This is a genomic window from Frigoribacterium sp. AP1 (genome assembly GCF_056680555.1).
The window spans coordinates 195,715-211,096 of the sequence record NZ_CM155288.1; the positions used below are offsets into that span (position 1 = coordinate 195,715).

At 71.2% G+C, this 15,382-nt stretch carries 12 protein-coding genes; 4 read left to right on the forward strand and 8 right to left on the reverse strand.

The genetic code is table 11. The annotated features are described in order from the left end of the window. Window positions 1-27: 27 nt before the first annotated feature. Window positions 28-669, forward strand: coding sequence for a DUF1294 domain-containing protein (locus tag AC1MBW_RS00920; RefSeq protein WP_480025157.1), 642 nt, complete (start codon window positions 28-30; stop codon window positions 667-669). Window positions 670-779: 110 nt separating this feature from the next. Here AC1MBW_RS00920 and AC1MBW_RS00925 read toward each other — a convergent pair whose 3' ends face one another. The 3 genes from AC1MBW_RS00925 to AC1MBW_RS00935 are packed head-to-tail and all read right to left on the reverse strand — an operon-like array spanning window position 780 to window position 5,032. Beyond that, window positions 780-2,897, reverse strand: a complete 2,118-nt coding sequence (locus tag AC1MBW_RS00925) for an ABC transporter ATP-binding protein (RefSeq protein ID WP_480025158.1) — start codon at window positions 2,895-2,897, stop codon at window positions 780-782. After that, window positions 2,894-4,036, reverse strand: a complete 1,143-nt coding sequence (locus AC1MBW_RS00930) for an ABC transporter permease (protein WP_480025159.1) — start codon at window positions 4,034-4,036, stop codon at window positions 2,894-2,896. Before AC1MBW_RS00930 ends, AC1MBW_RS00925 begins: the two co-directional genes overlap by 4 nt. A 9-nt stretch (window positions 4,037-4,045) precedes the next feature. Further along, window positions 4,046-5,032 (reverse strand): ABC transporter permease, encoded by a 987-nt coding sequence (locus AC1MBW_RS00935; RefSeq protein WP_054145664.1) that lies wholly within the window; start codon window positions 5,030-5,032, stop codon window positions 4,046-4,048. A gap of 219 nt (window positions 5,033-5,251) precedes the next feature. Between AC1MBW_RS00935 and AC1MBW_RS00940 the strand changes: the two genes are divergently transcribed. Beyond that, window positions 5,252-6,925 carry an ABC transporter family substrate-binding protein gene (locus tag AC1MBW_RS00940; protein ID WP_480025160.1) on the forward strand — a complete coding sequence of 558 codons (1,674 nt, stop codon included), beginning with the start codon at window positions 5,252-5,254 and terminating at the stop codon, window positions 6,923-6,925. Window positions 6,926-6,957: 32 nt separating this feature from the next. Here the strand turns inward: AC1MBW_RS00940 and AC1MBW_RS00945 are convergent, their stop codons facing one another. The 5 genes from AC1MBW_RS00945 to AC1MBW_RS00965 form a co-directional block, all read right to left on the reverse strand. Further along, window positions 6,958-7,542: a signal peptidase I gene (locus tag AC1MBW_RS00945; RefSeq protein ID WP_480025161.1), complete on the reverse strand. Its 585-nt coding sequence runs from the start codon at window positions 7,540-7,542 to the stop codon at window positions 6,958-6,960. Then, window positions 7,539-8,450, reverse strand: coding sequence for a hypothetical protein (locus AC1MBW_RS00950; RefSeq protein WP_480025162.1), 912 nt, complete (start codon window positions 8,448-8,450; stop codon window positions 7,539-7,541). The genes AC1MBW_RS00945 and AC1MBW_RS00950 overlap by 4 nt, the downstream gene beginning before the upstream one ends. Continuing rightward, window positions 8,447-9,388, reverse strand: coding sequence for a hypothetical protein (locus AC1MBW_RS00955; protein WP_054145596.1), 942 nt, complete (start codon window positions 9,386-9,388; stop codon window positions 8,447-8,449). Before AC1MBW_RS00955 ends, AC1MBW_RS00950 begins: the two co-directional genes overlap by 4 nt. Beyond that, window positions 9,385-9,984, reverse strand: a complete 600-nt coding sequence (locus AC1MBW_RS00960; protein WP_480025163.1) for a TasA family protein — start codon at window positions 9,982-9,984, stop codon at window positions 9,385-9,387. Before AC1MBW_RS00960 ends, AC1MBW_RS00955 begins: the two co-directional genes overlap by 4 nt. A 154-nt stretch (window positions 9,985-10,138) precedes the next feature. Beyond that, complete coding sequence (locus tag AC1MBW_RS00965; protein ID WP_054145598.1) at window positions 10,139-10,717, reverse strand: alternate-type signal peptide domain-containing protein; 579 nt, start codon at window positions 10,715-10,717, stop codon at window positions 10,139-10,141. Between the two features lie 412 nt (window positions 10,718-11,129). Here AC1MBW_RS00965 and AC1MBW_RS00970 point away from each other — a divergent pair, with 412 nt between their 5' ends. Then, entirely contained in the window at window positions 11,130-13,130 is a 2,001-nt protein-coding gene (locus AC1MBW_RS00970) for an alpha-1,4-glucan--maltose-1-phosphate maltosyltransferase (protein ID WP_082383250.1), read from the forward strand. An 11-nt stretch (window positions 13,131-13,141) separates the two neighbouring features. After that, the gene (gene glgB, locus AC1MBW_RS00975) at window positions 13,142-15,382 is read left to right on the forward strand and encodes a 1,4-alpha-glucan branching protein GlgB (protein ID WP_082383251.1); all 2,241 of its coding nucleotides are present in this window, start codon (window positions 13,142-13,144) and stop codon (window positions 15,380-15,382) included.

Below are 15,382 nucleotides of genomic sequence, written 5' to 3' on the forward strand. Positions count from 1 at the left end.
CGGGCGGCGCGGGCTAGGGTCGGGCGCATGACCGGCAGCCCGGCCCGGATCGAGGGCACGCTCACCTCGTGGGACGACGAGCGCGGGTTCGGGTTCCTCACCCCGGTCTCGGGGCGGGGTCGCGCGTTCGTCCACATCACGGCCTTCGGTCGCGGCACGGCCCGGCCCCGGGTGGGCGACGCGTTCTCGTACGAGGTCGACCGCCACGGTGACCGGGGCCCGGCGGCCGTGCGGGTGTCGTCCGTCGGCACGCGCTGGTCCGCACCACGGGCCCGGGCACCCCGCCCCACGCGGGCCGGCAGGGTCGCCCTCGTCGTCGGGTTGGTCGTCGTGCTCGGGGTCGCCGCAGCCGTCTGGGCCCTGACCCGAGACTCGACGTCGCCCCCGCTCGGCGGCCTCGCCCCCTGGCTGATCGGCGGACTCGTCGGCGTCACCGTGCTGACGGCCCTCGTCTACGCACTCGACAAATCCGCGGCCCGGCGAGGACGGCGCCGCGTGCCCGAGCGGACGCTGCTGCTGCTCGGCCTGCTCGGCGGCTGGCCCGGGGCCCTCGTCGCGCAACAGCTGCTGCGCCACAAGACGAGCAAGCGCTCGTTCCAGTTCGCATTCTGGGCCACAGTGGCCACGAACGTGTCCGCGGTCGTCCTCGCTCTCGCGCTGCTGCGTTGACGCCCCGCGAGCTCAGACGCCCCGCGAGCTCAGACCCCAGAAACCCGCCGAGACCCCCGTGCGCGCGCTGGGGTCTCGGCGAGATCCTGGGGTCTCACGGCAGTGCAGCCTCAGACGAGCTGCTTCTCGCGGGCGAAGTGGCACGCGGCGGTGTGGTCGGCGCCGTCGCGACCGTGCGGCAGCATCGTGGGCACCTCGTCCTCGCAACGCGACCGCTGGGCCTCGGGCAGCATCGCGTAGAGCGGGCAGCGGCTGCGGAACCGGCAGCCGGTCTGCTTGACGGTCGGCGTCGGCGGGTCGCCCGGCAGCACGATGTGCTCGCGTGCCCGCTCCTTGACCGGGTCGGGCACGGGCACGGCCGACAGCAGCGCCTGCGTGTACGGGTGCAGGGGGTGCTCGAACACCTCGTCGACCGGGCCCGTCTCGACGGTCCGGCCGAGGTACATCACCGTGACCCGGTCGGCCACGTGCCGGATCACCGAGAGGTCGTGCGACACGAAGAGGTACGACAGGTCGAGCGTCGCCTTGAGCTCGGCCAGCAGGTTGAGCACGCCGGCCTGGATCGAGACGTCGAGCGCCGACACCGGCTCGTCGAGCACGATCAGCTTCGGATCGGCGGCCAGCGCCCGCGCGATCGAGATGCGTTGCCGCTGTCCGCCCGAGAACTCGTGCGGGTAGCGCGTCGCCGCGGCGGGCTCGAGCCCCACGAGACGCATGAGCTCGGGCACCCGACGCGACACCTCGTCGCGGGGTCGACCGATCGCGTGCAGCGGCTCGGCGATGATGTCGCTGACCGGCTGCCGGGGGTCGAGGCTCGCCATCGGGTCCTGGAAGACCATCGAGACCGCGCCGCGTAGCCGCTTCACCGTGGACCCGTCGAGCTTGCGGTCGAGGGCCGTGCCGAGCAGTTCGATGGTGCCGGCCTCGGGCACCCGGAGGTCCATGATCTCGTGCAGCGTCGTGCTCTTGCCCGAGCCGGACTCGCCCACGAGCCCGAGCGTCTCGCCCTCGCGCACGTCGAGGTCGACCCCGTCGACCGCCCACACGCTGCCGACCCGGCGCTTGAACACGGACCCCTTCGTCAGCGGGAACGTCTTGACCAGTCCGTCGACGTGCAGCACGCGGTCCCGCGACGTCCGCGGTACGGACGCCAGCTCGGAGGTGGGAGCGGGAGGCAGGTCGTAGACGTCCTCGGGGTCGGTGCCCTCGCCCACGAGCTGGTCCGCGCGCAGGCAGGCGGCCCGGTGGCCGGCCTCGACCGCCGGGGCCTGCTCGAGCGCGGGCTCGTCGACGCGGCACTCGGCCGTCACGAGCGGGCAGCGCGCCGCGAACGGGCAGCCCGGGGCCAGTGACAGCAGCGACGGCGGCGTCCCGGGGATCGGCACGAGCGGCTGGTCCGACCGCTGGTCGAGCCGCGGCAGCGCCCCGATCAGTCCGACCGTGTAGGGCATGCGCGGGTGGGCGAAGAGGTCAACGGCCGTCGCCGTCTCGACGACGCGGCCGGCGTACATCACGGCGATCCGGTCGGCGAAGCCCGCGATGACGCCCAGGTCGTGGCTGACGAACAGCAGGGCGGCCCCGGTCTCGCGCTGCGCCGTGCGCAGCACCGAGATGACCTGCGCCTGGATCGTCACGTCGAGGGCCGTGGTCGGCTCGTCGGCGAGGATCACGTCGGGGTCGTTGGCGATCGCCATGGCGATCATCGCGCGCTGCCGCATGCCGCCCGAGAACTCGTGCGGGAACGAGTCGACGCGACGCCCGGGCTCGGGGATGCCCACGAGCCCCAGCAGCTCGATCGCCCGCTCGCGCGCCTGCTTCTTCGTGCCGCCGCGGTGGATCAGCACGGTCTCGGCGATCTGCTGACCGACCGTGTAGACCGGCGTGAACGCCGACAGCGGGTCCTGGAAGACCATGGCGATCCGTTTGCCGCGGATCGCCGACATCGCCTTGTCGCCGCGACCGAGCAGCTCCTCGCCGTCGAGGGTGATCGAGCCCGTCACCTTGGCCGTCGCGGGCAGCAGACCGAGCACGGCGAGACTCGTGACCGACTTGCCCGAGCCCGACTCGCCGACGATGCCGAGCACCTCGCCGCGGCGCAGCGTCAGGTCGACGCCCCGCACGGCACGCACGTCGCCGTCCGGGGTCGGGAAGGTCACGGTGAGGTCGTGCACCTCGAGCACCGGAGCCGAGGAGGCGCGGGTGCGGTCGACCGGTTCGGTGAGCGTCATGCGCGCTCCCCCTTCTCGTCGTTCGTGCGGGTCGGGGCGGACGTCGGCTGCCGGTCGGACGCCGGGGACGTGCGGGTCGGTGCCGGGGAGCCGACGTCGGCCCCGGGGGCGGGGCTCGCGGCCTCGGAGACGCCGCCGGTGCGTCCGAGGGGCGCCGCGCCTCCTGCGCTCTCGGCCGTCCGACCGCGGGTGCGACGGCGACGGCCGGTGCGCCCGGCGGTCGAGGTCGGGTCGAGTGCGTCGCGCAGGCCGTCCCCGAGCAGGTTGCTCGCGAGGGCGAACACGATCAGTGCGCCGGCCGCGAAGAAGAACAACCACGGCTTGGTGGTCGCCGCGCTCTGGTTCTGGGCGATCAGCGTGCCGAGCGACACGTCGGGCGGTTGCACGCCGAAGCCGAAGTAGGACAGCCCCGACTCGGTGAGCACCGCTGCGCCGATCGCGATGGTGGCGTCGATCACGAGGAACGACGCGACGTTCGGCAGGATGTGCCGCACGATGATCGTGAAGTGGCCGATGCCCATGTAGCGGGCGGCGCGGATGAACTCCCTCTCTTTGATGCTGAGGGTGAGCGAGCGCACCACGCGGGCCGTGATCATCCAGCCGAACAGGGCGAGCAGGGCCACGAGGATCAACCAGCCGTACTGCTTGAGGCGCGGCGAGAGGATCGCGATGATCAGGAACGACGGCAGCACGAGCAGCAGGTCGACGAAGACCATGACGGCCCGGTCGATCCAGCCGCCGAAGTAGCCCGCCATCGCGCCGAGCATGCCGGCGATCACCGTCGAGAACAGGGCGACCAGCAGACCGATCAGCAGCGACTTCTGCAGGCCACGGGCGGTCTGGGCGAAGACGTCCTGCCCGATGTTGTTCGTGCCGAACCAGTGCGCGCCGCTCGGTGGCGACGACAGGGCCGTGTAGTCGATGTAGTTGTAGGCGTACGGCGAGACGAGCGGGCCGACGAAGGCGAAGGCGAAGAGCAGGACGATCGTCACGAGGCCGACGGTGGCCCCGCGGTTGGCGAAGAGGCGCCGGAAGGTCAGCGCGAAGCGGTTCGGCGACGTCGCCGCGACCTCTTCTCGCGACTCGGGCGCGACCGCGTCGGACGGCCCTTCGAGCAGGTCGGGTGTGAACCGGGTCATGAGGCGGCCCTACTTCTGCGCGCGGACGCGCGGGTCGAGCACCGCGTTGAGCACGTCCGACACGAAGCCGGCGAGCAGCACGACGACGGCGCTGTAGAGGGTGTACGTGACGACCACGTTGACGTCGTTGGCCTGCACGGCGTCGATGAACCAGGCACCGAGGCCGTTCCAGGCGAAGATCTTCTCGGTGAAGGTGGCCCCGGTCAGCACGCCGAGGAACGCGAAGGCGAACAGCGTCGTCATCGGGATCAACGCCGTGCGCAGACCGTGCTTGAAGATCGCCGGACGACGCCGCAGCCCCTTGGCTCGAGCGGTGCGGATGTAGTCGGCCTGCAGCACGTCGAGCATCGTCGCCCGCTGGTACCGGCTGTAGACGGCGATGAGCCCGATGCCGATCGAGATGGTGGGCAGCAGCAGGTGGGCGATGCGGTCCCACGCGATCGTGCCGAACCCGCCGGTCAGGTTGGGGGTCGCCTCGCCGGTGAAGGTGATCAGCTGGTAGCCCAGGACGTCGTTGAGCTTCGTCGCCCCGATCTTGAGCAGCACCGCGGTGAGGAACACCGGCGTCGAGATCAGGACGAACGACAGCACCGACGACACCCGGTCCGAGAACCGGTACTGCCGGATGGCGTTCCAGGTGCCGACCACGACGGCCAGCACGATGCCGAGGATCGACCCCACCAGCAGGAGGCGCAGGCTGACCCCCAGCCTCGGCCCGAATTCCGCCGCGACCGGCTTGTCCTGGATGGTCTGCCCGAGGTCGCCGGTGACCGCTCCGCCGAGCCAGTGGACGTACCGCTCGCCGAGGGGGTCCTTGTCGTTGACCCCGATCGAGGTGAGCTTCGCGTCGACGATCTCGGAGGACGGACGCGGGTTGCGGTCGGCGTAGACGGAACGCGGGTTGAGGGTCGCCGAGGCGAGGAAATAGGTGAGCGACGTCGCGATGAAGACCAGGGCGACGTAGTACACCAGCCGGCGGGCGAGGAATCGGGCCATGGAGATCGACACTAGACGTACCCCGAGCCGCGACCAGCTGGCCAGGTTTCGAGCGTGTAACAAATTCACATGAAAGTTTGCGTGGATTCAAGGCGTCCGTACATTTGGGCTCACGCGGTCAGCTCTCAGGAGGCGTCGCCATCCGTACCCTCATGGGTCGACAGCGACGTGACTCCTGGGTTGATCAGCACTTTTCACCACCCTTCAGTTCGGAGTGCCATGAAGATCACGAAGAAGCTCGGCCTCGCAGCCGGCCTCGTCAGCATCGCCCTCGTCGTCACGGCGTGCAGCGGAGGCGGCGGCGACGACGGCGACGGAGCCGCGAAGAACGGCGAGTTGTCCCCCGACGGCGACATCAACGCCACCGCGGCAGCCGACGTCGAGCAGGGCGGCACGCTGACCCTGCCCCTCAGCCAGCTGCCCTCGCAGTGGAACTACGGCCAGCTCGACGGCGCCCTGGCCGACGCCTCGCTGATCGAGAGCGCCGTGCTGCCCCAACCGTTCCGCATCGACGAGAAGGGCGTCGCGCAGATCGACGAGAACCTCGTCACGAGCGCCGAGGCCACCAGCGAGGACCCGCTCGTCGTGACCTACGACATCAACCCCGACGCGGTGTGGAGCGACGGCACCCCGATCACGGTCGCCGACTTCCAGGCCTGGAAGACCGCACTCGACGGCTCGAACCCCGAGTACCTCGTCGGCAGCACGCTCGGCCCCGACCGCATGGCCTCGGTGGAGGCGGGCTCGAGCGACAAGCAGGTCGTCGTGACCTACGCCGAGCCCTTCTCGGACTGGAAGAGCATGTTCGCCCCGCTCTACCCGGCGAGCCTCTACAACGACCCGAACGCCTTCAACACGGCCTACGTCGACACCCTCCCGGTCTCGGGCGGTCCCTACAAGGTCGACAAGATCGACACGACGGCCCAGACCGTGACGATCGTGCCCAACGAGACCTGGTGGGGCGACGCCCCGAAGCTGGACTCCGTGGTCTTCCGCGCCCTCGACAGCGACGCCGACGTCGACGCCTACCTGAACGGCGAGATCGACTTCGTCACGGGAAACTCGTCGGAGCGCTACGACCGCCTCAAGGACGCGAAGGACACCGACATCCGCGCGGCACCGTCGGCTCGGTACACGCACGTCGACTTCAGCACCAAGGGCGTCCTCGCCGACGAGAAGATCCGTCAGGCGATCCAGCACGCGGTCGACCGCGACGCGCTCGGCAAGGTCATCACGGGCACCCTGCCCTACGAGCTGACCACGCTCAACAACCACCTCTTCCTCAGCACGGACGGCGCCTACCAGGACAACGCGAAGGAGACCGGGAACTACGACGTCGACGAGGCGAAGAAGATCCTGGCCGACGACGGGTGGGAGCTGAACGGCGACGTGCTCGAGAAGGACGGGAAGCAGCTCGAGATCGCCGTGACGATCCCGTCGGGCACGCCCATCTCGCAGCAGCTGTCCGAGGTCATGCAGAGCCAGCTCGCCGCGGTCGGCATCAAGCTGACGATCAACGCCGTCAGCGTGGACTCCTTCTTCGAGGACAACGTCACGCCGGGCAACTACGACATGACGATCTTCGTCTGGGCCGGCACCGGCTACCAGGCGTCCGGCGTCAGCATCTACAACTCGGACGAGCAGGGCCAGAACTACGGCCGTGTCTCGAGCCCCGAGATCGACGACCTGCTCAGCCAGGCCGTCGCCGAGGGCGACCCCGACAAGGCCGCCGACCTGTACAACCAGGCCGACGAGAAGATCTGGGAGATCGGACACTCGATGCCGATCATCCAGGCGCCGTACATCTCGTTCCAGAGCCCGAAGCTCGCGAACTTCGGCGCCCGCGCCGGTGCGAGCGACGTGGACTGGACGGTCGTCGGCTTCACGAAGTAGGAGCACCGCCCGAGGCCCGTCCGGCCCCTCGCTCAGCGCGGGGCCGGGCGGGCCTTCCGCGTCCGCGCCCGCCGACGCTGCGCCTCCACCAGGCCGGTGGCCAGGGAGTAGCCCGCGTAACCGAGCAACGCGATCGCCAGCAGCGGCACGATCCACGACCGGGCGTCGCCGTTCACGACCTGGTTGACGAACCCGAGCCACGGCACCGAGTACCAGAGCGTGCCGCGCACCTGCTCGGGCAGCACGGCGGCCTCGTCGGGCTCGGAGTTGTTGTCGCCCTTGGTCACGAACGCGGTGCCGCCGTCCGACGACGACACGATCTCGATCACCCGGTGGCTGATCACCTCGGGCCGGCCGCTCTCGATCTGGTAGGTCACGACGTCGCCGATCCGGATCTCGTCGGCCGGGGTCGGCTTCACCACGATGAGGGTGCCCGGGGGCAGCCGCGGCTCCATCGAGCTGGTCAGCACCGTCAGCGGGGTGGCCCCCGCGACCTTCGGCACGACGATCAGCACCGTCGCGAGCCCGAGCACGAGGACGAACAGCCCCGCACTGAGGCCGAGGCCGAGCGCGTGCAGCAGGCCCTTCTCCCGCACGGCGGCGCGGCGGCCGCTCACGGCTGCTCCCCCGCGGTCTCGTCGTCGTCCGGGCGGCGGCGACCGACCGCCACGAACGCGCCCGCCAGCACGGCGATCGCCGCGATGAGCAGCGGCAGCCAGCTGCCGCGCAACGGCACGGGCACGAAGTCGTCGAGCACGTCGAGGGCGTGGACGGGGAGCTCGGTGTCCGTGCCCGACACGTCGGTGGTCCCGTCCGACGCGTCGTCGCCCGCGGAGGACACCGCCCCGCGGGCCTCACCAGCTGAGGAGGCGCGGGTCGTCACCGCCTCGATCGTCGCGCTCGAGACACGGTCGCCCCCCGCGCCTCCTGCGCCCGTGCCCGCATTCGCGCCCGCGTCCGCCGCGCCGGCGGTCCCGGCTGATGCGCACCCCGTCGGCACGGCCGCCCCGGCCAGGCCGGTGAGCGTGACGAGCACGCCGAAGTCGAGGGTCTGGTCGCCGGTGCCGTCGGAAGCGTAACCGTCGAGGGCGACCGAGACGGTGACCGGCACCTCCTGCCCCGCGGCGAGCCGGACGGGCGCGAGCACGGGGGTGCAGCCGTCACCGGCCAGGGTGACGGGCGGCAGGTCGCCGACGTCGAGGTCGGAGTGCGAGCTGACCGTGACCGCCTCGGCGAACGCGGGCGACGAGGTCGTGACGTCGACGAGGCGGGCACTGAGCGCGGCCGGCTCGCTCGAGAGGTTCTTCACCCAGAAGGTGCCCGTCGTGCTCGCCCCGGGGACGAGCCGCAGGTCGTCGCCGAACAGCGCCGCGTCGAGGCGGCCCTGCCAGTGCTCGCCGTCGCCGCTGACCATCAGGCGGGGCGCGGTGGCGGCCGTGGCGGGAGCCGGGGCCGACAGGACGCCGGCGGAGGCGACGAGCGCCGTGACGGCGACGACGACCGCGACCACCCGGCCGCCGGTCACCCGCACTGGATGTTCCTCGTCCCGTACTGGTCGTAGACGACCTTGAGGGTGCCGACGGCCATGAGGTCGGTCGGCTGGCCGTCGACCATCACGCGGATGTCGACGCCGATCAGGCCGTCGCCGAAGGGGTCCTTCGGCAGGTTGTCGCGGGTGAAGGCGAAGTGCGGGTAGTCGCCGGTCTGCTCGTTGTTCGAGATCCGGGTGCTGCCGACGTAGGTCGCGTAGCGGGTCGCGGTCGCGCGGGTCGACGGGTCGAAGTCGAGCCACGCGTAGGCCTCGCCGTCGGTGCGACAGACCGCGGTCTGCGCGGGGACGATCGTGTTGTTCTGCACGATGCGGCGGTCCTGCGGGGTCGCGGTCCACGAACCGGCGGCCAGCGACACGGTGAGGACCGGGTTGACGCGTCCGGTGGGCGACGAGGTCGCGATCGAGGTGCGGAGGCACCAGGTCGCACTGGCCTTGGCGGCGAGGCTGCCGGACAGGTTCGGAACGGCCGACCAGGTGCCGCTGACGCTCCCCGAGCCGACGGCCGCCGTCGACGTGCAGGCGGACGCGGCGGACACCGGCCAGCCGACGACGGCGATCGACGCGGCGAGGTCCGCCGAGCTGCCCGAGCTCAGGCTGCCGCGCGTCGAGTACGTCGCCGCGACCGTGCCCGAGTTCGTGAAGGTCCACGGCGCCGTGAGCGACCGGGTCGACCCCGAGTAGTCGGCCTGCAGACCGTCGACGGTCCCGGCCGTGAGCCCGACGGCGCCGGTCCCGACCTTCTCGGTGAGGGTGGCGGACACCGTCCAGAGCGCCGAGGCCGCCCCTCCGGAGGCCAGCGCGACGCCGACGATCACGCCGACGACGACGGCGGCCAGGGCCGATCGCGGAGCGGACCGGGGCCGTGGGCCGATCGCGGGCCGCGGCCCGCTCACGACGCGGCGCCCGGTCACGGGGCCACCTGCGTCCCGGTCAGGACGAGCCCGATCGACGAGGTCTGGTTCTGCAGGGTCGCCGGGACGTCCGAGTCGAGGGTGACGACGACGCACCCGGTCGCGGTGGCGCCGGCCGGCAGCGTGAAGTAGCCGCTGCCGGTGTCGAAAGCCGAGGGCCGCGCCGAGTACCCGCCGACGCCCGCGACGCAGTCCGCGGACTTCGTGACGGCGGCGAGCTTCACGGTGAGCTCCCCGGGCAGGGCGGACGCCGACGCCGTGGTGGTCCCGGCCGTGACCCGCATGGCCAGGGCGACCGACCCCGTGTTCGTCGCGCTGAAGGTGCCCGCGGTGGCGCCGCCGGGGCCGAGGGCGGACGTGTCGAGTGCCTTGACGCTGCCGACCGAGAGGCCCGCCGTGCCCGACGCGACCGTGACGGCCGTGGGGGCGACCGCGGAGTTCCACAGCGCGTACGTCCCGCCGGTCGCGACGAGTCCGACGGCGACCGCCCCGGCCACGACCGCCGTCGCCGCCCACAGCGAACGCAGCGGACGACGAGACGAGGAGGCGCGCTCGGGCGAGCGGTGACGCGCGCGTCCGCCGGGCTGTCCGGTCAACGTCTCACCCCCTGGTGGTCGGTCGTGCGATGCGGTGGCCCGTGAGCCCCTGGTCGGCGGGTCGGACGGGAGGTGGCGACCGGACCGCGTCGGGTGCGGTCCGGTCACCGGTCGGTGAGTCGGGGTGCGATGGCCGTCGGGCCACCGGCACCCGCTAGGCGATGGCGCGCTGCTTGAGCGTGAAGGTCAGCTTGCTCAGGTCGAGCGTGCCGCCCTGGCTGGCGGCGTCGGACACCGTCGAGGGCAGCTCGACGACGAAGGTCACGACGGCCGAGGTGCTGCCGGCGGACACGGGGGCGACGACGTAGCTGCCGGCCGTGCTGCCCGCGGTGACGCCGGACGGCAGGGTCGTGGCGCCGGCGGCGGTCGAGAGGGTCAGCGTGTTCGTCACGTACGGCTTGAGGCTGCCGGTGACCGAGGCCGCGTCGTAGGTGAGGTCGGCCCGCAGGTCGTTGCCCGAGGCGGCGATCGTGATCGGCTGCGTGAACTGCAGCTTGCTGCCGGGGACGATCTTGTAGGCGGCGACCTGGGCGGTCGTCAGGGCCGTGCTCCGGCCGTTCGTGACGTCGGTCCAGCTGCCCGCCGACGACTGGGCGAGCGAGAGGGTGCCCGAGGCGACGCTGGCGGCGTTGACCTCGGTGCTGGCGTTCCAGAGGGCGAAGGTCCCGGCACCACCGAGGAGGAGGGCGATGCCGGCGGCACCGGCGACGGCACCCTTGACGAGCTTGTTCATGTGGGTCCTGTTCCGCGCACCGAGGCGCGCTCGAGCACCGCCGTGCACCGTCGGTCGGGTCGACGTCGGGGTGGCACACGGCGCTGCGGGGGCTGTCGGCTCCGGGTCGGGCGGCCGATCGATGTCGTCGGGCGCCGGGCTCTCGAGGAGTTCGGGTTCTTCGGGCGGGCAGGCCGCGACGACAGGTTCGACATTACGCGGTCCTCCAAAGTGCCGACAGGCCATCCATGCCGATGCATGCACCCAGTTGGGGGGACAAAACGGACCGTGACGTCTGTCGGTGACAGGGTGGACACCGGTTTGTACCCCGAAATGCCTGATCTGCCCCCCGATCCGCCCCCGGCGCCCCTCCCGGGGCCCGGGTCGCGTCCGGGTCGGGACCGGGTGGGCCAGACCGGGTACGGTCGACAGCGTGGCGACAGCATACGAACCCAGAGTCGGGCGGATCCCCATCACGGGCCTCACCCCGACGACACCCGACCGAGTGTTCCCGACGAAGGCCTTCTCCGGCGAGGTGGTCACCTTCGGGGCGACCGTCTTCCGCGAGGGCCACGACCTGATCGGGGCCGACCTCGTCACGATCGACCCCGAGGGCGCCGAGACCCGGCACCGCATGGCCGCCGGCATCCCCGGCACCGACCGGTGGACGGCCCAGGTGCAGCTCGAGACCGAGGGCGACTGGGCCTGGCAGGTCGAGGCCTACACCGACGACTGGGCCACGTGGCTGCACGCGGCCGAGATCAAGGTGCCGGCCGGGCTCGACGTCGAGGTCACCTTCGCCCTCGGCAGTCGGCTGCTGGCGGACGCCGTCGACGAGTACCCCGACACGACCCTCATCCGCGACGCGGCCAAGGCGCTCGCGAACCCCGCCCTCTCCCCTGCCTCGCGCCTCCGTGTCGCCACCGACCCGCGCCTCGCCGCGGTCCTCCTGGTGAAGCCGCTCGCGAGCCTCGTCACGCGCAGCGCCCCCGAGGCACTCCGGGTCGAGCGGAGCCGCGCCGGCCTCGGCAGCTGGTACGAGTTCTTCCCCCGCAGCGAGGGCGCCCGCAAGCAGGCCGACGGCACGTGGAAGAGCGGCACGTTCCGCACCGCGGCCCGCCGCCTTCCGTCGATCGCCCGCATGGGCTTCGACGTCGTGTACATCCCGCCCGTGCACCCGATCGGGACGACGTTCCGCAAGGGGCCGAACAACTCGCTGACCGCCGGTCCGGCCGACCCGGGCTCGCCCTACGCCATCGGCTCGGCCGACGGCGGCCACGACGCGGTGCACCCCGACCTCGGCACCGTCGCGGACTTCCGTTGGTTCGTCGACGCCGCGAAGAACGCCGGCCTCGAGCTCGCCCTCGACCTGGCGCTGCAGTGCTCGCCCGACCACCCCTGGGTCACCGAGCACCCCGAGTGGTTCACGACCCTGCCCGACGGCACGATCGCCTACGCCGAGAACCCGCCCAAGAAGTACCAGGACATCTACCCCCTCAACTTCGACAACGACTACGAGGGCGTGAGCCGCGAGGTGCTGCGCATCGTGCGGCACTGGATCGAGCTCGGTGTCACCATCTTCCGCGTCGACAACCCGCACACGAAGCCGGTGCGCTTCTGGGAGTGGCTGCTGCACGAGATCCGGCAGACGAACCCCGAGGTGGTCTTCCTCTCGGAGGCCTTCACGAAGCCGGCCATGATGCAGGCGCTCGCGCAGGTGGGGTTCCACCAGTCGTACACGTACTTCACCTGGCGCAACGAGAAATGGGAACTCGAGGAGTACCTCGACGAGCTGTCGAAGGAGACGAGTGCCTGGCTGCGCCCGAATCTCTTCGTCAACACGCACGACATCCTCACGCCCTACCTGCAGTTCGGTGGGCCCGCGGCGTACAAGATCCGTGCCGCGATCGCCGCGACGGCCTCGCCGACCTGGGGCGTCTACTCGGGCTACGAGCTCTTCGAGGACGTGGCGCGACCGGGCAGCGAAGAGAACATCGACAACGAGAAGTACGAGTACAAGCCCCGCGACTGGGCCGCCGCCGAAGAGGCCGGGGCGTCGCTGGCGCCGTACCTGACGCAGCTCAACCGCATCCGCGCCTCCCACCCGGCCCTGCGTCAGCTGCGCAACCTCGAGATCCACTCGAGCGACGACGAGTCGATCCTCGTCTTCTCGAAGTACCTGTCCCGTGCGCACACCCGCAGCGGACGTGCCGACGGCATCATCGTCGTCGCCAACGTCGACCCGCACTCCGCGCGCGAGACGACCGTCCACCTCGACGTCACGAAGTTCGGGCTGCAGCCCGGTGGCACCTACACCGTGCGCGACCTCATCACCGGTCAGTCGTGGACCTGGGGCGACGACAACTACGTCCGACTGGACGCCTTCGTCGAACCGGTGCACGTGCTCTCCGTCGACCTCAACCGAGCCCCGTAGGAGCGCCCCCGATGACCACCACTCCCCCGACCGGCCCCGACGCCGGCCCCGACCAGGGCACCGACACCCGGGTCGACCCCGCCGTGGCGAGCGACGCCGACGGCCTGTTCTCCCTCGGCGACGACGAGGTCTTCTCCGCCGCCACCGGCACGCACGGCCACCCGCACGCCGTCCTCGGCGCGCACCCCCGCGGCGGCCGTACCGCCGTCCGCGTCGTCCGACCGCTCGCCGAGACGGTCACCGTGACCGGCGCCTCCGGGTCGTCTTTCGCGCTCGAGCACGTGGCCCACGGCCTCTGGCAGGGCGTCACGAGCGAGCCGATCGGCGCGTACACGATCGAGGCGACCTACGACGGAGGCGCGGCGTGGGTCTCCGACGACCCCTACCGTTTCGCCCCCACCGTCACCGAGTTCGACCTGTACCTCTTCGGCGAGGGCCGCCACGAGCAGCTCTGGAAGATGCTCGGCAGCCACGTGCGCGAGCACGAGGGCGTCACCGGCACCTCGTTCGCCGTCTGGGCGCCCCACGCCCGTGCCGTCCGCGTGAAGGGCGACCTCAACGGCTGGAACGGTGAGCGGCACGCGATGCGCCGCCTCGACGGCAACGGCGTCTGGGAGCTCTTCGTGCCCGGCGTCAAGGACGGCATCTACAAGTACGAGGTGCTCACACCCGACGACGTCTGGGTCGAGCGCGCCGACCCGATGGCTCGCACCTCGGAGGTGCCGCCGCTCACCGGCTCGGTGGTCACCAAGGCCGCCCACGCCTGGTCCGACGACGCCTGGATGGCCTCCCGCGCCGAGAACGACGTCCACGCCGGCCCGATGAGCGTCTACGAGCTGCACGTCGGCTCGTGGCGACCGGGGCTGAACTACCGCGAACTGGCCGACCAGCTGATCGAGTACGTCGGCGAGCTCGGCTTCACCCACGTCGAGTTCATGCCGCTCGCCGAGCACCCCTTCGGCGGCTCGTGGGGCTACCAGGTCACCGGCTACTACGCCGTCACCAGCCGCTTCGGCAGCCCCGACGACCTGCGCTACCTGATCGACCGCCTCCACCAGGCCGGCATCGGCGTCATCATGGACTGGGTGCCCGGGCACTTCCCGAAGGACGAGTGGGCCCTCGCGAAGTTCGACGGCCGCGCCGTCTACGAGCACTCCGACCCCCGCCGCGGCGAACAGCCCGACTGGGGCACGCTGGTCTTCAACTTCGGCGACTCGCAGGTGCGCAACTTCCTCGTCTCGAACGCGCTCTACTGGCTCGAGGAGTTCCACATCGACGGGCTGCGCGTCGACGCCGTGGCCTCGATGCTCTACCTCGACTACAGCCGCAACGAGGGCGAGTGGTTGCCGAACGAGTTCGGCGGACGCGAGAACCTCGAGGCCATCAGCTTCCTGCAAGAGGCCAACGCCACGGCCTACAAGCGCCACCCCGGCATCGTCATGATCGCCGAAGAGAGCACGAGCTGGCCCGGCGTGACCCGCCCGACCAGCGAGGGCGGCCTGGGCTTCGGCCTCAAGTGGAACATGGGCTGGATGCACGACACCCTCGGCTACGTCGCCGAGGACCCGCTCTACCGTTCGCACCACCACGGCGAGATCACCTTCTCGTTCGTCTATGCGTTCAGCGAGAACTTCATGCTGCCGATCAGCCACGACGAGGTCGTGCACGGCAAGGGGTCGCTGCTCAACAAGATGCCGGGCGACCAATGGCAGAAGCTCGCGAACCTGCGTGCCTACCTCGCGTACATGTGGGGCCACCCCGGCAAACAGCTGCTCTTCATGGGCAGCGAGTTCGGCCAGCCCGGCGAGTGGAGCGAAGAACGAGGGCTCGACTGGTGGATCCTCGACCAGCCCGTGCACCAGGGGCTCCACGGACTCGTGTCGCGCCTCAACGAGGTGTACCGCGACGAGCCGGCGCTCTGGGCGCACGACTTCGACACCGACGGCTTCGAGTGGATCGACGGCGGCGCCGCCCAGCACAGCGTCGTCGCGTTCCTCCGCAAGTCCGGCTCGGGCGACTCGGTCGCCGTCCTGGCGAACTTCTCGGGTGAACCGGTGCACATGCGCTTCGGCCTGCCCGAGGCCGGCCGGTGGGACGAGATCCTGAACACCGACGCCGAGATCTACGGCGGTTCGGGTGTCGGCAACTTCGGCGGCGTCACCGCGACCGACGACCCCTGGGCCGGACGCCCCGCCGCGGCCGACGTCCAGTTGCCGCCGCTCGGCGTCGTCTGGCTCAAGCTGCGCCGCTGA